The organism is Pseudomonas panipatensis, assembly GCF_900099785.1.
In the GTDB taxonomy this organism is placed as follows: Bacteria; Pseudomonadota; Gammaproteobacteria; order Pseudomonadales; family Pseudomonadaceae; genus Pseudomonas; species Pseudomonas panipatensis.
On record NZ_FNDS01000011.1, the window covers coordinates 1 to 22,111 of the forward strand.

20 protein-coding genes and 1 pseudogene are annotated in these 22,111 nt (G+C 61.6%); 4 read left to right on the forward strand and 17 right to left on the reverse strand.

Annotated elements, in window-relative coordinates:
- The 13 genes from BLQ74_RS22005 to BLQ74_RS22065 form a co-directional block, all read right to left on the reverse strand.
- Positions 1 to 551, reverse strand: a 551-nt coding sequence (locus tag BLQ74_RS22005; protein WP_139199102.1) for an aldehyde dehydrogenase family protein, incomplete at its 3' end; no start/stop codon positions are given.
- 3 nt (positions 552 to 554) lie between these two features.
- Positions 555 to 914 carry a RidA family protein gene (locus tag BLQ74_RS22010; RefSeq protein ID WP_090266461.1) on the reverse strand — a complete coding sequence of 120 codons (360 nt, stop codon included), beginning with the start codon at positions 912 to 914 and terminating at the stop codon, positions 555 to 557.
- 31 nt (positions 915 to 945) lie between these two features.
- The gene (locus BLQ74_RS22015; RefSeq protein WP_090266465.1) at positions 946 to 1,980 is read right to left on the reverse strand and encodes a zinc-dependent alcohol dehydrogenase; all 1,035 of its coding nucleotides are present in this window, start codon (positions 1,978 to 1,980) and stop codon (positions 946 to 948) included.
- Positions 1,981 to 2,095: 115 nt separating this feature from the next.
- Positions 2,096 to 2,887, reverse strand: coding sequence for an IclR family transcriptional regulator (locus tag BLQ74_RS22020; RefSeq protein WP_090266469.1), 792 nt, complete (start codon positions 2,885 to 2,887; stop codon positions 2,096 to 2,098).
- An 85-nt stretch (positions 2,888 to 2,972) separates the two neighbouring features.
- Positions 2,973 to 4,142 (reverse strand): NAD(P)/FAD-dependent oxidoreductase, encoded by a 1,170-nt coding sequence (locus tag BLQ74_RS22025; RefSeq protein ID WP_090266473.1) that lies wholly within the window; start codon positions 4,140 to 4,142, stop codon positions 2,973 to 2,975.
- A complete protein-coding gene (locus tag BLQ74_RS22030) occupies positions 4,139 to 5,608 on the reverse strand; it encodes a 2Fe-2S iron-sulfur cluster-binding protein (RefSeq protein WP_090266477.1) in 1,470 nt (489 codons plus the stop codon). The genes BLQ74_RS22025 and BLQ74_RS22030 overlap by 4 nt, the downstream gene beginning before the upstream one ends.
- Positions 5,605 to 6,426, reverse strand: coding sequence for an ABC transporter permease (locus BLQ74_RS22035; protein ID WP_090266480.1), 822 nt, complete (start codon positions 6,424 to 6,426; stop codon positions 5,605 to 5,607). The genes BLQ74_RS22030 and BLQ74_RS22035 overlap by 4 nt, the downstream gene beginning before the upstream one ends.
- Before the next feature lie 4 nt (positions 6,427 to 6,430).
- Entirely contained in the window at positions 6,431 to 7,315 is an 885-nt protein-coding gene (locus tag BLQ74_RS22040; RefSeq protein WP_090266482.1) for an ABC transporter permease, read from the reverse strand.
- The gene (locus BLQ74_RS22045) at positions 7,312 to 8,388 is read right to left on the reverse strand and encodes an ABC transporter ATP-binding protein (RefSeq protein WP_090266485.1); all 1,077 of its coding nucleotides are present in this window, start codon (positions 8,386 to 8,388) and stop codon (positions 7,312 to 7,314) included. The genes BLQ74_RS22040 and BLQ74_RS22045 overlap by 4 nt, the downstream gene beginning before the upstream one ends.
- 69 nt (positions 8,389 to 8,457) lie before the next feature.
- Complete coding sequence (locus BLQ74_RS22050; protein ID WP_090266489.1) at positions 8,458 to 9,480, reverse strand: ABC transporter substrate-binding protein; 1,023 nt, start codon at positions 9,478 to 9,480, stop codon at positions 8,458 to 8,460.
- A 16-nt stretch (positions 9,481 to 9,496) separates the two neighbouring features.
- Positions 9,497 to 10,525 (reverse strand): ABC transporter substrate-binding protein, encoded by a 1,029-nt coding sequence (locus BLQ74_RS22055; RefSeq protein WP_090266494.1) that lies wholly within the window; start codon positions 10,523 to 10,525, stop codon positions 9,497 to 9,499.
- Between the two features lie 102 nt (positions 10,526 to 10,627).
- A complete protein-coding gene (locus BLQ74_RS22060; RefSeq protein ID WP_090267045.1) occupies positions 10,628 to 12,055 on the reverse strand; it encodes a gamma-aminobutyraldehyde dehydrogenase in 1,428 nt (475 codons plus the stop codon).
- Positions 12,056 to 12,084: 29 nt separating this feature from the next.
- Positions 12,085 to 13,422, reverse strand: a complete 1,338-nt coding sequence (locus BLQ74_RS22065) for an NAD(P)/FAD-dependent oxidoreductase (protein ID WP_090266498.1) — start codon at positions 13,420 to 13,422, stop codon at positions 12,085 to 12,087.
- 952 nt (positions 13,423 to 14,374) lie between these two features.
- Between BLQ74_RS22065 and BLQ74_RS27760 the strand changes: the two are divergent.
- Together BLQ74_RS27760 and BLQ74_RS27765 are read left to right on the forward strand one after the other, a co-directional pair.
- Positions 14,375 to 14,554, forward strand: a pseudogene (locus tag BLQ74_RS27760) (IS5/IS1182 family transposase); the annotation flags it as partial.
- 24 nt (positions 14,555 to 14,578) lie between these two features.
- On the forward strand, positions 14,579 to 14,806 hold the full coding sequence (locus tag BLQ74_RS27765) for a class I SAM-dependent methyltransferase (protein ID WP_280139891.1): 228 nt from the start codon (positions 14,579 to 14,581) through the stop codon (positions 14,804 to 14,806).
- A gap of 356 nt (positions 14,807 to 15,162) precedes the next feature.
- On the opposite strand, the gene BLQ74_RS22075 is transcribed toward BLQ74_RS27765, so the two are convergent.
- Entirely contained in the window at positions 15,163 to 16,032 is an 870-nt protein-coding gene (locus tag BLQ74_RS22075) for a DNA-binding protein (RefSeq protein ID WP_090266502.1), read from the reverse strand.
- An 87-nt stretch (positions 16,033 to 16,119) separates the two neighbouring features.
- On the opposite strand from BLQ74_RS22075, the gene BLQ74_RS22080 reads away from it, so the two are divergent.
- Positions 16,120 to 17,277, forward strand: coding sequence for a site-specific integrase (locus BLQ74_RS22080; RefSeq protein ID WP_090266505.1), 1,158 nt, complete (start codon positions 16,120 to 16,122; stop codon positions 17,275 to 17,277).
- A gap of 138 nt (positions 17,278 to 17,415) precedes the next feature.
- The gene (locus tag BLQ74_RS22085; protein ID WP_139199103.1) at positions 17,416 to 18,303 is read left to right on the forward strand and encodes a tyrosine-type recombinase/integrase; all 888 of its coding nucleotides are present in this window, start codon (positions 17,416 to 17,418) and stop codon (positions 18,301 to 18,303) included.
- A gap of 4 nt (positions 18,304 to 18,307) precedes the next feature.
- Here BLQ74_RS22085 and BLQ74_RS28230 read toward each other — a convergent pair whose 3' ends face one another.
- From BLQ74_RS28230 to BLQ74_RS22100, 3 genes are read right to left on the reverse strand one after another with little or no spacing between them, the layout of a single operon-like run.
- Positions 18,308 to 19,402: a TniQ family protein gene (locus tag BLQ74_RS28230; RefSeq protein WP_425287512.1), complete on the reverse strand. Its 1,095-nt coding sequence runs from the start codon at positions 19,400 to 19,402 to the stop codon at positions 18,308 to 18,310.
- The gene (locus BLQ74_RS22095) at positions 19,403 to 20,257 is read right to left on the reverse strand and encodes a TniB family NTP-binding protein (RefSeq protein ID WP_090266514.1); all 855 of its coding nucleotides are present in this window, start codon (positions 20,255 to 20,257) and stop codon (positions 19,403 to 19,405) included.
- Between the two features lie 10 nt (positions 20,258 to 20,267).
- Positions 20,268 to 22,091: a Mu transposase C-terminal domain-containing protein gene (locus BLQ74_RS22100; protein WP_090266516.1), complete on the reverse strand. Its 1,824-nt coding sequence runs from the start codon at positions 22,089 to 22,091 to the stop codon at positions 20,268 to 20,270.
- Positions 22,092 to 22,111 lie beyond the last annotated feature (20 nt).

Below are 22,111 nucleotides of genomic sequence, written 5' to 3' on the forward strand. Positions count from 1 at the left end.
ATCAGCAGGGTGGAGCTGGGGTCGCGCTCGGACGGCTTGAGGACGAAGGTGTTGCCGCAGGCGATGGCCAGCGGGTACATCCACAGCGGGACCATGGCCGGGAAGTTGAACGGGGTGATGCCGGCGACCACGCCGATCGGCTGGAAGTCGCTCCAGGCGTCGATGTTCGGGCCGACGTTGCGGCTGTATTCGCCCTTGAGGATTTCCGGGGCGGCGGTGGCGTATTCGACGTTCTCGATGCCGCGCTTCAGCTCGCCGGCAGCGTCTTCGAGGGTCTTGCCGTGTTCTTCGCTGATCAGTTTGACGATGCGTTCTTCGTTGGCTTCGAGCAGTTGCTTGAAGCGGAACAGCACCTGGGCGCGCTTGGCCGCCGGGGTGTTGCGCCAGGCCGGGAAGGCGGCCTTGGCGGCGTCGATGGCCTGCTGCACGGTTTCGCGGCTGGCCAGCGGGACCTTGCGCACGGCTTCGCCGGTGGACGGGTTGAAGACGTCGGCGCTGCGGCCGGTGTCAGCCACTTGCTGGCCGTTGATGAGGTGATGGACCGTGGACATGAATCAGCTCCGCACCGCCGCCTGGACGGCGATCTCGACTAGAATGTTCTCCGCGGCCAGGTTAGCCTCGACCGTTGCGCGCGCCGGCAGCGCATCCTTAGGTACCCAGGCGTCCCAGGCGGCATTCATTTCGGCGAAGTCCTTCACCGCGTGCTTGAGCCAGACCTGGGCAAAGAGGATGTGCGCCTTGTCGGAGCCGGCTTCGGCCAGCAGTTCGTCAATGCGCGCCAGCACCTGGGCGGTCTGGCCGCGTACATCCTGGGTGCGATCTACAGGCACTTGGCCAGTGACGTAGACGATACCGTTGTGCACCAACGCATGGCTGAGGCGGCCGTTGTTGGGCTGGAAGCGGGAAATGCTCATGGATGGATTCCTTCAGTGGGTCATCAGTTTTTCAGGCGATTTCGAGCACGGTGCGGCCAACCAGATTGCCTTGGCGCATACGCTCGAAGATGTCGTTGATCTGTTCCAGGGGCTCGCGGACGATCTGCGCGCGCACCTTGCCGGCAGCGGCAAAGGCCACTGCTTCGTTGAGGTCCAGGCGGGTGCCGATGTTCGAGCCGGTGATGCTCAGCTCCCAGCCGGCGATGGCCGAGATGGACGCCCGCACGGTGTCTGCCGAACCGCCGGGCAGACCGATGAAGACCGCGGTGCCGCCCGGCCGCAGCATGCCTACCGATTGCTCGAAGGCTGCGTTCGCCACTGCCGTCACCAGCGCGGCATGCACTCCACCGGGAATCCGTTCACGCAGCGTCTCCACCGGGTTGCTGCGGGCGTCGATCAGGCACTCCGCGCCGTAGCTGCGAGCCAGTTCGAGCTTGTCGACCGAGACATCCACGGCGGCCACGCGCAGCCCCATGGCCACCGCGTACTGCACGGCGACATGGCCGAGGCCACCGATCCCGAGTACCGCGACCCACTGGCCAGGACGGGCGCCAGAGCGCTTCAGGCCGCGATAGGTTGTCACGCCGGCGCAGAGGATCGGCGCCAACTCGTAGAGGTCCGCTCCGTCGGGAATGTTGGCGACGAAGGCCGCCGGCGCGACCATGTATTCGGCGTAGCCGCCAGGGCGGCTGTAGCCGGTGGATTCGCGCTTCGAGCAGATGGTTTCCATGCCGCCCAGGCAGAATTCGCAGGTTCCGCAGGCGCTGTACATCCAGGGCAAACCCACTGCCGCGCCGATAGCCGGCTCGCTCACTCCGGCCCCCTGCGCGACCACGTGACCGGTGATCTCATGCCCGGGAATCAGCGGCAGGCTCGGCAACGAGGACCAGTCACCATCGATGGCGTGCAGGTCGCTGTGGCATACGCCGCATGCGGTGATCTTGATCAGCACCTCGCCCGGCCCCGGCTGTGGCACCGGAACCGACTCCACCCTCAACGCCTCGCCGATACGGTGCAGCACAGCCGCTTTCATGGTTTCACGCATATCCTTTCTCCCAAGTTTGGCGCTCCTCTTTCGCGGAGCAAAAGGCTCCCGTTGCGCGCCCGGAGGCGCACAGTGCGGGCAAGTCGAGGTAGCGGGCGGCGCTGCCGCCCTGGCGTCAGGTCATCGGGCGCAGGCTGCGCGCCGCGCTGGAGATCGACCGGGCTGTGTTGATCACTTTCGGAGCGAGGTCACGCCTTGCATCGTCCAGCGACCAGCGACTGAACGGCACGGCGACGTTCACCGCACCGAGGGGATAGCCATTGGCGTTAACCACGGCAGCGGCGACGCTGATGTCGCCGACGTAGAACTCTTCGTTGGCGAAGGCATAGCCGTCGCGCCGTGCCTGATCGATCACCTCGCCCAGGCGCTGGCGATCAACGATGGTGCTGGCGGTGTGGGCGACCAGCTCCGACGCATCGAGGATGGCGTCGCATTCCGCCGGCGGCAGCGCGGCGAGATAGGCACGCCCGGCCGCCGTGCAGTACATCGGCAGGTGACGACCCAGCGGCACATGGATGGAAATCTGCCGATGACTGGGGAAACGTGCGACATAGAGCATGTCCAGGCCACAAGGCTCGAGCAGGTTGCAGCTCTCCTCGGTCCCGCGGTTGAGCTCGTGCAGGTAAGGGTTGGAGCGCTCCACCAGGTCGCTGGTCTGCAGGTAGCCCGACCCCAGGTCCAGCGAGCGCGGCGTCAGCCGATAGCGCTTGGTGTCGGGGTCCTTGCCCACATAGCCCAGGGCTTCGAGGGTGAACACCGACCGCTGTACCGTGCTCTTGTTCAGTCCGGTGGCCTCGGCCAGCTCGACTAGGTTCATGCTCGGCCGACCGCTGCGGAAGGCAGTGATGATCGACAGGCCCTTGGACAGCGCGGTGACAAACAGAGGCGAATCTTCGACGGCGCTCATGGCGGGGTTCCTTGAAAGGCAGCAGATGGAGCGTTTTTCCTGGCTCGTTCGGCCAGTCCGGACCAACGCTCCGGTTCACGGTTATTCATTCAAAATGGCTCAGTACGATGCCCGGCTCGACGACCGGGCAGCCGCGTTCGAAACGATCGACCGCGAAGGGCTGCATGCGTTCGTCCACCACTCCCTCGACGATGGCGCGCGCCAACAGGTCGCCGGCGGCGGGCGCACCGGCGTGGCCGTAGCACCAGCCTGCGCTGATGAACAGCCCCGGCACACGCGGGTGCGCACCCAGCATCGGGCCGAAATCCGGCGAAATATGCACCAGTCCCGCCCATTGGCGAAGGATACGGGCCTGGCCGAGTTGCGGAAACATTTCCAGGTAGGCTCTGGCCGTGGCCGCCATCACTGGCACATCCGCAGCGAGGCTATCCTGTGGCCGCTCGGCCACCTCGGCACCGCCCACCACTTCGCCACGCGCAGTCTGGTGCATGTAGCAGAGCCGGTCGAGCAAGGCGACGGCAGGGCCAATCAATGGCCGCGTAGGCTCCAGGGCCATGGCCTCCAGGCGCATCGGGTAGCCTTCCAGGGGCACGCCGGCCATTTGCGCCAGCGCGTTGCTGTCCGCACCGCCGGCCAGGACCACGGTGTCGGCCTGGATACGCTGCTGCCCGACACGCACGCCGCTCACCCGCCCGGCGCTGTGGTCGACGGCGTCCACACGGGTACGGTACTCGATCCGCACGCCGAGCCGCTCGCAGGCCTTGCGAAAGGCGTACATCGCCGCATGGTGGGGCGCCACGCCGCTGTCGGGCAGGTGCAGTGCCGCACTCACACGCTCATGGGCCAGGGCTGGCAGCACGTGGCGCAGTTGCGCCGGATCGAGCAGTTGCGAGTCGATACCGCATTCGCGGTGGACCTCACGGGTACGCTGCAGCAGCTCGGCCGTGCTGTCGCGCTCGCCGATCATGCTGTAGCCGCGCCGCGAGTACATCACGTTCTCGCCGAGGCGCCTCGAAAGGCCCAGCCAAAGGCGGTTGGAATGAGCAAAGAAGTGCGTCCACTCCGACGAGCTGAACGCTCCGCGAATGAGCGTGCCATTGCGCCCCGACGCACCTCCCTGCCAATAGCCGGCGTCCAGCACCAGAATGTCGCGCACGCCGCGCTCGGCGAGGCTGAAGGCCAGCGACAGGCCCTGGATACCGGCACCGACGATCAGCACCGAGCAGCGCGGCGGCAGTGGAAGATGGTCGATCATTGCAGCGGCTCCACCACATCCGCCAGGCCTGCAGCCTGGGCGACGGTCAGCGCCCTGCGCGGCGGGCGCAGGGTGGGTTTGTTCAGGCTTGCCGGTGGCACGCCCAGGCGCGCGGCGACGTAATCGCGCAGAGAGTGCCAGCAGGGCTGGCCCTGGCACGGCCCCATACCGCAGGAGGTCAGGCGCTTGATTACTTCCAGGTCCTGGACGCCCTGCTCCAGCAAGCGGTCGACCTCTGCGCCAGACACATCGAAGCATGGGCACAGCAACACCGCGGAATGCCGGACCGGCAACGCCGCATCGGCATCGGCGGCGGCACCGACACGCCGGTAGGCGCTGAAACCACCGACCAGTTGCAGACGCCCCTGGGCGGAACCCTGGAAACTCAAGCTATCGTCGAAGGCGCCGGTGCCGGCCAGTACCACGGCATCGCAGGCGCACTTACCCTCCAGCTCGATGCCGCGCACGCAGTTGAAGCCACTTATCCGCTGCAGTCGCTCCAAAGGCGCCACCCTCACGACATTCACCCCCAGGGCTCGCAGGCGTTGGGCCAGCGCATCCTGCTCACCAGTACCCAGCACCGCGACCGAGGCTCCGGGCGCAATACGCCGGTCCGCGGCCAGCGCCAGTGCGGTGCGCGCATCCATCACACCGGGCAGCCACGTACCTGGTACGAGGGGCGGCACCGGACGACGTCCGGTGGCCAGAATCACTTCGCCAGCTTCCAGGGCCAGTGCGCCATCGCTGCCATCCAGCGGCGCAGCGAGCAGCAGTTGGCCTTCCCGGTAGGCCCCGAAGACATCGACGCCGAACAGGCACTCCACACGCGGGTCCAGCCCGGGCACATCGACGCCCGCATGCCGGGCGAGCCCGCCAGCTGCCTTCCCGCGGGACACCAGCAGCACGTGCCGGCCCTGGGCGGCAACGGCATTGGCTGCCGCACAGCCGGCCGGCCCGGCGCCGATCACCAGCACCTCGGCAAACAGGCGACGACCTTCCGGCACGGCCACCTGGGCCCGCGAGGACGCAGGCTCCGCTACCCCGGCGAGAAATGCCAGCAAGGCTTCCCAGCGCTGGAACAGACGACCTCCGCTGGGCACCAGGTTGGTGTGCTCGAAGCCACCCTGGATCCAGGCGGCAGGCACCAGCCTGGCCAGGCGCAGCAGATCGAATCCCGGCTGCGGCCAGCAGTTCTGCGTGGACACCTGCATGCCCTCGCGCAAGCGGCACTGGTCCAGCCGGACATTGGGCACGCCATCGACCCGAGCCAGCACGCCGGTGGTATAGAAGCCGGAGAGCCCCATGGGTCGATGCGCCTTGCGGGTGAACGCCAGACCGCGAATGCCATTGGCCAGCAGCGCCTCGGCCACGCTGTCGCCCTCCAGCCCGGTCAGTTTCCGTCCGTTCCAGCTGAACGACAGCGCCTGCCCGGTGGCGCCCGGCAGACGGAGCACGCCAGCGCTCATGCGCGCGCCCTCTTCTGGGCGCGACGTTGCGCTGTGAGGCTGATGGCGAGCATGACGATCGACAGCAGGGTCATCAGCGTCGCGACCACGGCGATCAGCGGGTCGATCTCCGAACGCAGCGAGCTGAACATGCGCTTGGTCAGCGTCGCGCTGTCACCGCCGCTGATGAACAGCGAGATGACCGCCTCGTCCAGGGACACGGCAAAGGCAAACATCGCCGCGGCGATCACCGAAAAGCGTATCTGCGGCAGGGTCACATCGACGAAGGCGCGCAGGCGACTGGCGCCGAGGATGCAGGCGGCGTGCTCCTGGGTCATGTCGTAGCTCTTCAGGCCGGCGCCCACGTTGATGATCACGTAGGGCAGCGCCAGCAGCGTGTGCGCCAGTACCAGGCCGGGGATGCTGTTGTTCAGGTCCAGTCGGGCATAGATGAAGAACAGGCCGATGGCGGTGAAGATCGACGGCACGATCATCGGCGCCATCATCAGACCGCGCAGCACACCCAGGTAGCGTTGCTGGCTGTTGTGCAGCGCATAGGCCGCCGCCGTACCCAGCGTGGTCGCCAGCAGCATCGTCAGAGTGGCGGTGATCAGCGAGACCTGGGTAGCGGCACGCCACTCCACCGAGGCGAGGTAGTTGAAGAACGGCTGCAGGCTAAGCGGTTTGGGCGGGAAGCTCAGGTAGCGAGCGTCCGACAGCGACATCGGCAGCACGATCAGGGTCGGCGTGAGCAGGAACAGCATGGTCGCTGCCACCACCAGGTAGAGCCAGGCGCGGCGCGCTAGCTGCACGCCCAGGTGCGAGAAGGATCGATTCATGGCTTCACTCGCTGCGCCGGCCCAGGCCGGCGATCTTCTTGACGATGAACAGGATCAGTAATGTCGCCACCAGCAACACCACCCCCAGGGACGAGGCGGCACCCCAGTTGGCGTACATCGACACGTCACTCTCGATGCGCATCGACAGCATCTGTACCTTGCCGCCCCCCAGCAGCGCCGGGGTCACGTAGAAACCCAGGCTGAGGACGAAGACCAGCGTCGCGCCAGCGGCCAGGCCCGGCAGCGACAGCGGCAGGAACACATCGCGGAACGCCCGGCTGGGCGAGGCGCCGAAGGTCGAGGCGGCCTGCAGGTAGATCGGGTTGATGCTCTTCATCGCGGCGAACAGCGGCAGGATCATGTACGGCAGCATGATGTGGGTCATGCCGATCACCGTGCCGGTCAGATTGTGCACCAGCGCCAGGGGCGCATCGACGATGCCCAGCGACATCAGCAGGTCGTTGACCACGCCCCGGCGCTGCAGCAGAACCAGCCATGCGTAGGTTCGCACCAGCAGCGATGTCCACAGCGACACCAGCAGCAGCGCCATGGCCAGGCCAGCCAACCGACGCGGGCCGTGCACCATGAAGTAGGCATAAGGGTAGCCGATCAGCACGCAGGCGACCGTGACGATTAGGCTGACCTTGAAGGTCTGGGTGAAGGCCAGCACGTAGATCGGCTGTAGCAGGCGCGTGTAGTTTTCCACGGTCAGCTGGCCCTGCGCGTCGAACAGCGACAGGCCGAACAGCCAGCCGATGGGAATCACGAAGGTCACTAGCACCAGCAGCAGCGCGGGGACCATCGGCGACAGCAGCAGCCACGCATGGCGCTGGGTCGCGCGGCGCAGCGCACTGCCGTGCAGCGCCGTGTCGAGGTTCAGGGTGGTCATGCCGATTCCCCTACGATGAGGCAGTCCTGCGGGTGCAGGCCCAGCACCACGGCATCCCCGCGCGAAGGCAGGCCACCGGAGGAGCTACGCGAAGGACGGCGGATCGATACCTGCTCGCCCTGCCCCAGGTCGATCTGCAGCAACTGGCTCTCGCCTTGGTAGATCACGTCCTGCACCTGGCCGCGGAACAGGTTGAAACCTTGCGCACCTTCATCGACGAACTGCAGCTTCTCGGGACGGATCACCAGGTGGGGATTGCCCAGCTTGCCATTGCTGAACACTGCGTTGAGCGGCTGGTCGCGATGCCATGCCTTGCCCTCGCGCAGCGACACCGGAAGGAAGGACGACTCGCCGACGAACTCGGCGATGAAACGGTTAGCCGGACGCTCGTAGAGGTTCTCCGGCGTATCGACCTGCTGGATGCGGCCCTGGCTCATTACCGCGATACGGTCGGACATGGTCAGCGCCTCGCGCTGGTCGTGGGTGACGTACACCACGGTCATGCCCAGGCGTTCGTGCAGGCGACGGATCTCCAGCTGCATGGTTTCGCGCAGGCGCTTGTCCAGTGCCGAGAGCGGCTCGTCCATCAGCAGGATCTTTGGCTCGAAGACGATCGCACGCGCCAGGGCGATGCGCTGCCGCTGGCCGCCGGACATCTCGTCGATGCGCCGCTCCACCAGCTTGTCCAGTTCGACCATGGCCAGCGCTTCACCGACCCGCTTGCGGATTTCCTCGCGGCTGTAGCCACGCAGTTTCAGCGGATAGGCAACGTTCTGGAACACGTTCATGTGCGGGAACAGCGCGTAGTTCTGGAACATCATGCCTAGGTCGCGCTTGTGCGGGGGCTCGAAGACCATCTCGCGACCGCCGAAGCGCACGCTCCCCGCGTCGGGACGGACGAAGCCGGCCAGGGCCATGAGCAACGTCGTCTTGCCGGACCCCGAGGACCCCAGCAGCGAGAGAAACTCGCCGCTGCGGATGTTCAGGGAAACGTTGTCCAGGGCGGCGAAGCTGCCGTAGGTCTTGGTGACGTTCTCGATATCGATGGAGGTCGAAAGCTTGGTATCGGACATGCTCGGACTCGATGCCGTAAGGCGTAAAGCTTCTTGTTATGACGGGGCGCCTGCAGGCGCCCCATCGTCCTACTGGGTAATGAACAGATCGAAGCGCTGCTGCAGGGCGGTCTGGTTCTTCACCCACCAGTGCGGGTCGATCATCACCACCTTGTCGACGTTCTCCGGCGAGGTCGGCAACCGACGAGCCTGTTCCGCGCTGATGATGCCGGTGGCGTAGGCCTGGCTGTTGACCGGCGCGTAGGGAATCAGCGTGGCCAGGCGCGCCTGGCTTTCCGGCGTGAGGATCTGGCCGATCACCTTCATCGCCAGTGCCTTGTTGGCCGCGCCCTTGGGCACTATCAGGCAATCATGGCTGAGGATGGCGCCGTCGAAGCTGTAGTCGACCTGGACATCGTGGCTCTTAACGTCCGCCACGCGGCCGTTCCAGATGGCCAGGAAGTCCACTTCGCGGCTGCGCAGCAACTGCGCCGAATCCGCTCCGGCACTCCACCAGTTGGCCACCTGCGGCTTGATGCGCTCCAGCACTTTGAAGGCACGGTCGACATCCAGCGGATACAGGTCCTTCGGCGCTACGCCATCACCGAGCAGCGCCGCTTCCATGGTCAGCCAGGGCTGCCGATAAAGGGCGCGCGCGCCTTTCACCTGCGGGTCGAAGAACTGCTGCCAGTTATGCGCCACCGGGTGCCCGGTGTCCTTGGCCCACGCCACCACGGTGGCGTAGGCATGGCTGCCGACCCAGTTCTTGCTGACCACCGCCAGGTCGACGTTGGCCTTGTCGATCACCGAGTAGTCCAGCGGCTCGGACAGGCCCTCCTCTTCCGCCTGGGCGCACTCGCTGCTGCCCAGCTCGACGATGTCCCACTTGGGCTTGCCGGACATCACCTGGGCGCGCACGGCCGACAGGCCGGACATGTTGTCCTCGCGAATCTCGATGCCCAGCGCGCTCGCCGCCGGCTCTAGGTAGGCCTTGCGTTCGGCATCCTGCAGGGCGCCGCCCCAGCCAGAGAACGTCACCGTCTCGGCCTGTGCCATGACGGAAAGACTCGCCAGCACAGCGCCGGCAAGGGTGGTTTGGATCATCCTGTGCATGCTTCCCCTCCCCTGATCAGTTCTGAATGAACAGATCGAAACGCTGCTGCAGTTCGGCCTGGTGGTCCTGCCACCAGCGCGGATCGAAGAACGCGACCTTGTCGACGTTGGCCGGCGCGGTGGGCAGGCGTGCTGCCATGTCCGCCGGAATGATACCGGTGTCGTAGGCCTTGCTGTTGATCGGCGGGTTGGGAATCAGGGTGACCAGCGTGGCCTGGCTTTCCGCGGACATGATCTGGGCAATCAGCTTCATGGCCTGTGCCTTGTTCGGGGCGCCCTTGGGCACCACCACGCAGTCATAGTCGAGCAGCGCCTGGTCGTAGGTGTAATCGACCTTGGCTCCGGAGCGTTTCAGCTCATCGGCGCGCGATGCCCAGATCGACAGGAAATCCACCTCCCGGCTACGCAGCAACTGGGCCGAGTCGCTGCCGCTGCTCCACCAGTTCACCACCTGCGGTTTGATGCGCTGCAGCACCTTGAAGGCGTGGTCGGCGTCCAGCGGGTAGAGCGCCTTGGGCGATACGCCATCGGCGATCAGCGCCAGCTCCAGAGTGGTGTATGGCTGGCGGTAGAGTGCGCGCGGGCCTTTTATCTCGGGGTTGAAGAAGTCGGTCCAGGTGCGAGGCTTGGCCGCATCCTCTTCGGTGGTCCACGCCAGTACGGTGGAGTATGCGTTGCTGGCGATCCAGTTCTTGCCGTAGAGGTTCTCGGCCACACCCTCCTTGTTGATCACCGAGTAATCCAGAGGCTCGGTCAGCCCCTGTGCCTCCGCCATCACGCAATCGTTGGACGCCAACTCAACCACATCCCACTTGGGCTTGCCGGACATCACCTGAGCACGCACTGCTGCCAGGCCATCCATGGTGTCTTCCTTGACTGTCAGGCCGTGGTGCTTGGCCGCCAGCTCAAAGTACGCCTTGCGCTCGGCGTCCTGCAACGCGCCGCCCCAGCCGGCAAAAGTGACGGTTTCCGCGGCCTGGACATGCATGCCGAGCAACCCCAGTGCCACTGTCAGCGCACGCACGCGCCATTGGATTCGCTTCATTTTCAACTCCTGGTTTGTTGTAGTTAGACAGTTGATGCGAAACGCTCGGGACCTCGTGTCCCCGTTACCTTCCCTGCACTCTTGTGAGGTTGTTGCCGTGCCTTAGGCGATGCTGATCATGATGTGGCGCACGCTGGTGTAGTCCTCCAGTCCGTACAGGCTGAGGTCCTTGCCGTAGCCGGACTGGCGCAGGCCGCCATGGGGCATCTCGGTGGCCAGGGTCATGTGCTGGTTCACCCAGACGCAGCCGTATTGCAGCTGGGCGGAAGTGCGCAGCGCCTTCTTCACGTCGCGGGTCCAAACCGAAGCGGACAGACCGTACTCGCTGTCATTGGCCCAGGCCAGCACCTGCTCCTCGTCGTCGAACGAGGTGACAGACACCACCGGCCCGAAGACCTCCTTCTGAACGATCTCGTCGTCCTGACGGACACCGGCGATGACGGTGGGCTGGAAGAAGAAGCCGGGACCGTCGGGAATTTCCCCGCCCACCAGCACCTCGCTGTGCGGCAAGGCGGCGGCGCGCTGGACGAAGCCCTGCACGCGCTCCTGCTGGCGACGGCTGATCAGCGGACCGAAGTCGCTGCGCTCATCCTCGGGATGACCGGTGTGCAAGGTGGAAACCTGCTGCACCAGCGCGTCGAGGAACTGCTCGCGGACCGACTCGGCGACGTACACACGGCAGGCCGCGGTGCAGTCCTGGCCGGCGTTGTAGTAGCCGCCAGTGCGCAGCATGCTCACTGCTGCGGGAATGTCCGCATCGGCGAACACCAGCACCGGTGCCTTGCCGCCCAACTCCAGATGGGTGCGTTTGAGGTTGCCGGCAGCTGCGCGAACCACGGCCTGGCCGGTGGCGATGTCGCCGGTCACCGAGACCATGCGCACCTTGGGGTGACCGGAGAGCTGGGCCCCCAGGCTGGCGCCACGCCCGGAGAGAATATTGACGACACCACGCGGGAAGATTTCCGCACACAGGCGGGCCAGGTACAGCGCGCTCAGCGGGGTGAGTTCAGATGGTTTGAACACCACGGTATTGCCTGCCGCCAGCGCCGGCGCAAGCTTCCACGCAGCCATCAGCAGCGGGTAGTTCCACGGCGCGATCAGACCGACCACGCCCAGCGGATCACGACGGATCATGCTGGTGCTGCCGGCAACGTATTCACCCGCCGCACTGCCCGGCAGGCAACGCGCAGCACCAGCGAAGAAACGGAACACATCGGCCACCGCGGGGACTTCGTGACCGATGGCCTTCTGCAGCGGCTTGCCGCAGTTACGGCTTTCCAGGGTACCCAGCTCAGTCGCCGCCGCCTCGATGCGGTCGGCCAGCTTGAGCAGTAGGTAGCCACGTTGACGCGGGGGCGTGCGCGCCCAGCCCGGGAAGGCACGCTCGGCCGCGTCGACGGCGGCGTCGAGCTGGGCAGGCGATGCATCGGCCAGCTCGTGAATCACGCTTTCATCGGCGGGCGCCAGGATTCGTTCGACATCACCCTGGCCGCGGACCAGTTCACCGTCGATGAGGTATTCGCTGTAGATCATCACTTTCTCCAGGTGGGACGTGCGCCTTATTCGGCGTCCTTGAAGCGATACCAGGCGTATGCCATTCGCTGGCCTACACGCAGGAAGGATTGGAACGGGAAGGGTTTGGGCGCCTCGTGAAGGAAAGGCACGGGCGTGGGTCGGGAATCGCCGCTGAGCATCTGGGCCAGACGCTTGCCGGTCTGCACCGAGAACGAGACGCCGCTGCCCGCGTAGCCGCCGCCGGTGTAGACGTTCTGCAGGCCGGGTACCTGGTAGCAGTGCGGCAGAGAGTTGTTGGTCACCGCCACCCAGCCGCCCCAGTTGTAGTCGACCTGTATGCCGTTCAGCACAGGGAACTTGCGGCACAGCGCATCCAGCAGGCGCTGGCGGTGAATCAGGTTTTCCGCGTCGCGGCCGTTCACCGCGCTGCGACCGCCAAACAGGATGCGGTCATCGGGTAGGCGGCGGTAATAGAACAGCAGGTTGCGGGTATCGAACATGCAGTCGCTGCCCGGCAGGCTGGCGGCCTTTTCCTGCGCGCGGAGCGGACGGGTTACGATGATCTGCGAGTGCACCGGCAGAATGCGGCCAGTGAGCGACGGACTCAGCTCACGCGAGGTATAGCCATTGGTGGCGACCACCACGCGTCGTGCGGTGACCACCCCACCCGGCGTAACCAGGCGATGTCCGCCAGCGCTGCTGGACCAGTCCGTCACCGGGCTGCCGGGATGAACCTTCGCTCCCGCTTCGCGGGCCATGCGCTGAATACCCCACGCCAGCTTCAGCGGATGCATGCTGAAACCATCGGGCATGTTCAGTGCGCCGAAGGACTCCGCCCCGGCATGCACACCCTGCAAGTCCCCGGCTTCGACGAAACGCGCCGGGTAATCGAGCAGGCTGTTGTACATGCCGACTTCACGCTTGAGTGCCGCAACGTGCTCGGCCTTACTGGCCACCTTGAAAACGCCGTCAGCCTGCTTGTCGCAGTCGATGTCACCGATGCGGATCAGGTCGCGCGTCGTCTGCAGCGCCTGGTGCATCTCGTTGAAGTAGGCCTTCGCGGCGTCGCGGCCATATTTCTCCACCAGTGTCGCCAGCGGCACGCGTCCACCGGAGATCCGCGCGAAGCTGCCGTTGCGACCGCTGCATCCCCACGCCGTCTGGTTCGCTTCGAGCACGACTGCCTTGACCCCGTGCTCACGGGCCAGGTGATAGGCGCAGCTGAGGCCGGTGTATCCGCCCCCAATGATTGCCACGTCGACCTCCAAATTGCCCTGACTGGGACCGTCGTCCGGCGGCGGCGAACCCGCCGTATCGACCCAGTAGGAGGGGGTGTGCGGCTGTGAACGGCCAGGGTTCGAATCAACGAGCGGATCGTACAATTTGCACCTCTGTATCGCTGTGCGATATTCGATGTTCGCTTTTACATATACGTTATTGATGATTGTGATTTGCGTCAATTGTTTTTATACACCCAAGATAGGCACGCCTTGTTGGTCGGCCTGAAGACCCAGGAAGACAAGGCAGGGAGCGCTACATTCGGATACAGGTCGCGACGTCCGCGCTGCCCCGGGCCATGTATGTCGAGCAGGTGCGTTAGCCGCTTAAATGGCAATAACGGGACGCTCTGGAGAAGGAAGCACCAGCCCTTCCGGAGAGGTACCTACCCGCCAGCCATCTTCATTACCCGCTTAGGAACCGACTTCAACGTCCGCTAGTCCCGAGTTGGAGGCGCAGCTCCCGGACGCGCTGGACCTGGCCGGATCAACACCTTCGATGACGGGCGCTCGGTAAAGGCCATAATGGCCACCAACAAGAAATCGCCGCTCAAATTGGCACGGTAACCGAAGGTGGCGAGGCGTCCCCGGAGCTACCCGTTCAGGCAAAGGCTTGGCTGCGTTCGTGGTGGTAGGCGCTTTCGGGACCTCAGTTAGATAAACCTCGACGGGCCCTACGCCTCATAGGAGTCGCCGTTTCGCAGCCAATAATCCGTTCTGGCGTACTGCACCGAGGCTGGCAAAAAGACAGCTACCCCCCCCCGCCGCGCCATGAGCCAACCACATCCGGGATTGCTGGAACCGGATCACCACCCACGGGGCCCTGCCTGCCGGCATGAGACAGCTCGCTGGAACAGAAAACGGAGCCTTTAGAGAGGCCCCGCTTTCTGCATCTCAGACTCTTCGGTCCATGCATGATTCAGCGGGTGGGCGCTGTGTTGGTGCTCATGGGGTCAAAGGCGGACTCTCACCAGCGACAGCAATCGGCCCAGGCTGTGTAAAAACGTGGCCAGTGCTCTTGCTATCCTGTCGTCGGCACTCATAGCGGGGGCAGTCCATGAAGCGTTTCATCCAAGGCGAGCATCGAGGTCAATGCACGTTGCTGCCCGAGAGCCTGGATGGCTACGTCGCGGACACCAACCCGATTCGAGTAGTCGATGTGTTTGTTGATGAGCTTGACCTCGGCAGGTTGGGCTTCAACGGTGTCGTCCTGGCAGAAACCGGTCGACCCGCTTACCTGCAGGGGCACGCCGCAAGCCATATCCACTTCGAATGCATCGATCAGGAAGAGAAAGCCATCGCCTATGCCAGGACATTGCTCGGTGGAGCAGATGTCACCCTCCACATGCAGAACGCCTTACGCTTCAGGCCGGGTCACCGACGCTTCGATCTCGTCTGGTCGGCCGGACTTTTCGACTACCTAGACGACAGGGAGTTTGTGCTAATGCTCAAAGTCCTGTCGAAGACCTTGCGCCCGGGTGGAGAATAAGTCGTCGGCAACTTCACCGAACCGAACGATTCCCGAGCCTACATGGAGTTCGGCGGCTGGTTCCTCACGCATCGAAGTGACGAACAGCTAATCGCCCTAGCGAGGCGAGCAGCCCTGGCCTGCGAGTCAGTCAGAATTGAAGCAGAGCCTGCCGGCCTGAACCTTTTCCTGCACATCCAGATGGCCTGAGCGGAAATGGCTGGGGCAGGAGGATACTTTCGTCGCGCATTTGCACTCGAGTCGCGGGTCACTGACAAGCCCAGTCGTTGACATTGCTTGGCGATTGCTCCGCGGCGCATGATCCACCTCCCCCGCTACTCCGCTGGGCAGACCGAGGACGGCCAGCACCTCACTGGTTAAGTTTGGACGACTGGCTTTTTCGGTCGCTTGACGGGCTTGGAGCTGGTTCGCTTAGCACGCACTGGTTTAGCCAATTGCTCCGCCAAGGTGGCCGCGCGCGCCGCCTCAGCGGCGGCCAGTTGCTGAGCTTCGCTGAGCTGGGCGAGCGCGGTATCCAGACGCTGGCGCAACTGCTCGTGCTGCTTACCTGCGGCCTTAAGCTGTAGGGTGGTTGCCCTACTCTCTTCCCTGGCGCGATCGATTTCGCGATGCGCGCGATCCTCCACACCCCGTACATAGGTGGCCGTCGAGTCGCGCTCCTGAATCAGTTGGCCTTGCGCCGCTTGCAGTTCCTGGCGCAGACGACTGGCTTCCTGCAGGGCTGCCTGGCGCTCGTCGGTGAGCACTGTGCAGCGGCTCTGCAGCTCCTCCAGTCGCCCCTGCTGTTGCTCGAGCAAACGCTCGAGGTCCGCCAGGCGGGTCTCGGCGGTCTGCTGCGCCGCCTGCGCGGCCGCCACTTGCTGGCGAGTCTGTGCCTCGGCCTTACGGCTCTCGTTCTCTACCGCGGCCACGCGCAAACGCTCGGTTTCCAACAGCGCGCGGCGCTCGGCCAAGGCCTGCTCGGCGACGCCGTCGGCCAACAGCACGGCCTGCTGCCATACCGCGACAAATGCCTGCGCCACCTCCGTCGGTAGCGCCGGTAGGCGCGTTTCGCCGCGTAGGCGCTGAGCCAACAGCGCCCACCATTGATCGAGCAAGGCTCCGACCCGCGCCGGACTGCCGCGCCCGAGCTCGAAGCGCACCCGCTCCACCGTCGGCCGCTCGCCGCGCGCCAACACCGCATCGGCGGCGGCAAACACCGCCTCTTCCGCCACGCCTACCGCCATCGCCTGCCTCCGGCTATATTAGATCTGATAAACGAATGTTATCCGACTTTATTCGATTAAAACTGTTTATTTAATACGTTTAACGTAATGAATCATACGCTACTGCTACCACTCAGCGACAACGCCCTGCTCGCCGCCGATCGCCTGGATGCTGAGGCGCGCGCCGCCGCGGCGGCCTTTGTCGCCGCCGGCAGCGCCGCCAATACCCTGCGCAGCTACCGCAGCGCCCTCGCCTACTGGGCCGCCTGGCTGCAGCTGCGCTACGGCCGCGGCCTGGACGCCGGCGCCCTGCCAGAGGCGGTGGCGGTACAGTTCATCGTCGATCACCTGGCCCGGCCGCAGGACGGTGATTGGGTTCAGTTGCTGCCACCGACCCTGGATGCCGCGCTGGTCGGCGCTGGCGTCAAGGCCAAACCGGGCGCCCTGAGCTACAACACCGTGCGCCATCGTCTGGCGGTGCTCGCCAAGTGGCATGGGCTGAAGAAATGGCCGAGTCCGACCGACAGCGCCGCGGTGAAGACCTTGCTGCGCGAAGCGCGCAAGGCCCAGGCCCGTCAGGGTGTCAGCGTGCGCCAGAAGACTGCGTTGGTACGCGAACCGCTGGAAGCACTGTTGGCCACCTGCAGCGACGGCGTGCGCGGCCTGCGTGACCGGGCCCTCCTCCTCCTCGCCTGGAGTGGCGGCGGTCGCCGGCGCTCGGAAGTGGTAGGGCTGCAGGTCAGCGATGTGCGGCAACTGGACGCCGCCACTTGGCTCTATGCCTTGGGCGCGACCAAGACTGAAACCGACGGCGTGCGCCGGGAGAAGCCGCTGCGCGGGCCGGCCGCGCAGGCGTTGACCGCCTGGCTGACAGCGGCACCGGCCACCACGGGCCCGCTATTTCGGCGGGTGTATAAAGGCGGGCGTGTTGGAACGGTGGGCTTGTCCAGCGATCAGGTCGCGCGCATTGTGCAGCGTCGCGCGCAACTGGCCGGGCTCGACGGCGACTGGGCAGCGCACAGTCTGAGGTCGGGATTTGTCAGCGAAGCCGGGCGCCAGGGCGTGCCGCTGGGCGAGGTGATGGCGATGACAGAACACCGTTCGATCCCTACCGTGATGGGCTACTTCCAGGCTGGCTCATTGCTGAACAGTCGCGCTGCAGACTTATTGCCTCCGATAACCGCTAGGGACAACAGCGCAGAAGTCAACACAGACTATCCGATCGACCTCCACGCGACTGAGGTCCTCGCGTCAACTACGTCGTAAGACCGCAGCCCAAGGCGGCTGACCGAAGGCATAGTTCGAAAGCCTGCGCACTTACCTAACCTGTCCTATAAATCATGTGCGCCATGGAAGAACCGACCGAGAATCTTGTGCCGCCAAGAAGCCCTGGGGAGACGAATCGTGTCATTTGAACTTAAGCCAGCGAGCACACCTCGTCCCAGAGGCCGTCTTCCTCGCAGCGAAGCAACTGATCGGGTTTATCTCAGCGCGGTAGATAACTATCGAGATACTCATAAATACCAACTCCCCGCAACCGAGCAGGACATTTGCTCATACATAACATCAATGTTTGGACGCTATACCGCTTCAACAATCAATCAGCGCATTTCTGCCATCAAAGCATGGCACGTGGACTTCGGCTACAACCATCCCTTCGACGCCTATAGAGTGAAAGCACTGCTGCGAGAGGCTCTGCGAACAGCCAAAAGGAGCGAGTATGAACCCCAAGAACTCAGCCTCGGCGCCATAAAGCACATGATTAACTCGCAAGAGCTAAGAGCAGAGAACTATTCACGCGAGTTCGCTGAGCAAGAATATCCTCGCACTCTCCGCAATCAAGCCATTTTACTCGTCGGATTCTGGCTGGGACTTCGAGGTTGCGACTTTCCGAAGCTACGTATCGAAAATATAAACCTCAGAAAAAACTCAGGCGCAGAGATCCTTATCAGCGACACAGAGCGCGAGCGAGTAGCCAACCTTCCATCAATGGCTGATTATTGCCCTGTGGCCGCACTAAAAGCCTGGATAGAGATACTAGGCCGGTCGGAAGGTGCTCTTTTCGTAAAAATAAATCGCTGGGGTCGCATTGAGCGAAATCGAATCTCAACACAGGGCATCAACGACATCATCGAGGAGCTCGCGATACAAGCAGGATTAGAGACGCACTTGACAAGTAAGTCTTTTCGACAGGGGTTCTCCCAGTGGGCAAAGGACGATGGATGGACTTACCAGCAGATAATTGAGCACTTAGGCTTGACCCCCATGCGCAATCATAAAAATTATCTTTAAGCTTTTAGCTTTTCGAGTAAGGAATTCCCTTGGTAGGCGCCATCTCCTTGGGGGTTATAGGTGCACTGGAGATTTCGAGAAGCTTGTCTCTTATCTCGATAGGGTAACCTCGCGCCCTGTCAAGGCACCAATTGCGGGAAATTGAGCCCACCCCTCCTACAGACGCTGTATACAACCAAGGTATCGTTACGGGAACTAGCACTCCAATTTCTCTACCCGCGGATGAAAGTCTCTGCAAACCATCCAAAGCCCCCTCCACTCCAAATACACAAGCCGCAACAGCAAGTGCAGACAATCGAGTTCGGGCACACCTCTCTTGGCAAGATGTACCTTCCAGGTCATATTTTCTCGTCTGCGGCCCAAGCTGATACTCCCTAGCCAACCTTCCAAATGCGTATTTAGTCAAGTCATGCGCGAGTGGACAGACCCTGCCCCGTTCTATAAAGATAGCGGCATCACAGAAATCCCGTATCGCGGATATCTCCCGCCAGGCTTGGTCTGAGTGCTTTAAATTAATCAGATTATCAATATGCGACTGCATCTTGAAGGCCAACTCGATCAGCTCCAATAGAAATGAAATCCTCGGGATCAGTTCGTTTCTTTTGGGGGCAGCGGATGCTTTAGATGAAGGGTGATTTTTCTCTACGGTGAATCGGAATGCACAACGTCCCCTATTTTTTAAAGTTATTGGGCGATAATTTCCACTGAGAGTAGTTAGTGCACACTTGTGCCGATGGCAGACCGTATACCAGCAATATGACCATTGAACCCTCCAGACTGGAAAAGTGTGCTTCCTGATATCGTCCTCGATACAGATCGAGCAAAATGATACTCTGGAGCCATTGTCGCTGATCCCCCAAACTAAGTGCCTGCTATGATCAGGAAGGGACATCGCATGAAGCCCGCCGGTCAATTCAGTTAAACGCTCGAGCTCGCTAACAGCATATCCGTAATCAACGTCGTATAAATCCTCTTTTTCCTGAACTATACGAAGCAACTCTGCCCCGTCGCTGTGGCTGGCGGAAATTTCTTTCGCATGAGCTTGGCGAAAGATCCAAGATGACATTGACTCTTCAGGCAATATATCCACCCTATGCACTCAGCATACAGGACGAACAAGGCCTCGACTCAATAGGTCCATGCTTATTCTCTCCTTTCGCTCCAAGATCGCCAGAATTGCAGCGTGCGATATGATTTTGACCATATTATCAAGCACTCCCTCCGAGGCTTGGACTAGAAACTTCACAATGCTTTCCGACGCCAAGTTAGAAGGGTGCTTTAAGGGCAAGGTTGATTCATAACTTGCTAGAAATGAACGAAAGTGCTCACTCTCGTTCCACGGCGGGAGCTGCGTGCGCTGGAATCGCCGTGCCATCTGCTTTTCGAAGGCCATCACGCTCTCACATTCTTCGGTCCCTAAAGCGACCACCGGTATAGAGAATGGGGCGCCAGATATCTTTTTCAACAAGCTCAGGCACTTCCTGACATCACGCGAAGGGCAAAGAAGCATTTCATTGAGTTCATCAATCGCTATCCCTTTTATACCTAGCCCCCGCACACTGTTAAGCAGCACGGGGTCTGGTAGGCTAGGGTTATCGTAGTGCCCCCCCGTCAACGCGCGAACGATGTGTTCAGCAAAGCTCTTGTATGAGCCGGCCCCTCCATCCAGCATGCTATAGCACGCCATTCGGCTACTAGCCTCTGAGTTAAGTCCATAACGCTTATTGATGCGCTGAAACAAAGCGCTTTTTCCCATCCCGGGTGCGCCCGAAACCAACAAGCATTCTGCCTGAATCTTAATCGGCGCCTTTAGAAGCCCCCCAACGACACGCAAGACATGATCGGCAATCGGGTAATTTATCCAAACATCCTCTTGAACGGCGCAGATCCGGGTCTCCTCGTCTGCGTCCACCAGGTTACGCCTGGCCTCCAAAACATGCTCATAATCAGCCACGGCTCGCCCCTCAGAGGTCTATTTCAAACTTTTCTGGTGGTTTCGTATAATCAACGTCCACTGGCGGACTCTCACGCACTTCATCAACTTCACTCGCCACGAACGGAACTGATTTTCGAGACTCACGATCACTTCTTGCGTTCTCAAAAGCTTTCCGTGCCCTTTTGGTCGAGATCTTAGCTTCTTTAATAAGCTCACGATTTTTATCGGCTTGTTTAGATATCGCTCGACTTCGCTCTGCGCGTGTCTCTGCAGCATTGGGACTGTGTTCCTTTAAATCCTTTTTCGCAAGCCTGGCCTCCTCAAGGGACATATCCGATAGCGAAAGATCAGAAAATGGCACCGCTAGATATCCTCGCTCCGGAATCTGAATCCAGACCTGCCTAATTGAGTTTGGATTAAACTTAACATTTCGAGCAACCCCAGGAGCGACATATGGAGCCAGTTCCGGCGCCCAATAAATAAATCCATTCATCTCAATGCCCGATCTACCAATAACTCTTTCTTTCTCCGGCATAAAATCAAGACTAAACTCACTAGGATTAGAAATCAGCGCAGGATGAGATAAGACTCCATTATCTGTAAAATACTTTACCCACTTCTCATGAGGTGTCATCTTTATTATTCGATGGTATTCATTATTATATTGCTGCACCGCCCTCGCAAACCACAGCTTGAACTCCGAAAACGTCATGCATGATTCTTTTTCGCTGTCATAATCACCGCGAATTAAATGACTCCTCAAAGTAGCTCCAGGGAGGAGGTTTATATACCCTATATTCAGTGTTCCATTTAATCTCTCAATAGTCCCTCCCCACCACGGCTTCCCAATAGGGCGCCATTTTATTTTTATATCGTACTTTTCGGCCGCACGAATAAAAACTCGCGACTTAAATTCCTTCGCATTGTCAACCCCTATGACCTCGGGCTTTCCATAATAGGGGTAATCTATATCTCTATCACCAAGTTCGCGCAGCCACTTGTCCTTGGGAAGAGCGGCATGCATTACAGCCATTGCCACGCTATAGGAATTAGGCGAATGAATCGAAAGGTAGTATCCAATAATTATTCTTGTGTGCTTATCAATAATTAATGTCATCCAAGGCCGACAGAGAGCTCGGCGTGTCACCTCATCAACGATAATGCAATCTACAACACAGTGATCCATTTCCCACTTGTCTAGCGGGGCGCTAATCTTTTCCTTTCCAGGGCGCGCCTGATGAGTATCATTTGCAGTCTTTAAACCAAGTCTTCGCCGTGCACGCTCGGCTTCATCCATCTCCATTATACGTGAGGTAACTGCCACCTGCGACGGGACCGCCAGACCAGCCGCTTGACATTGTCCCCGGACAGCGCGCCATATACTTTTGAAAGTGACCCCGGGGCCTTTGTACTCTTTTATTGCTTCCTTGATCAGAGTTTCCACCTGCACAGGAAGCATACGAACGCCATGCTTTCGTCCCCTTGCAGCGGGAAGCATGCATTGCGGGCCGGCCTCCTCGTCGTATGTGGCTGCGAGCGCGTAAGCTCTTGCGACGCTGACTGAAAGCTCTCGAGCTAACTCATCAATCGAGCAGTCGCCGCACTTATACTTCCCTACTGAGTCATACCTTAATAGCGCTTTCCCCCAAGCCTCATCACTAACCTTGAAGACGTCACCGATCTCTTTCGTTTTGCTATTCACACTTAACGGAGTTAGTTCGCCGAGGTTGACCGATTCGTACTGCTGGATTTGCTGTAGATATATCTGGACTCTTCCCGGAGCCAGCGACGCAACATAGATGCACTCCTGGCCAGACCAGATAAACCCCTGCCCTTTATGTATTTTCTTCATAACTTATATGCCATTGCCGC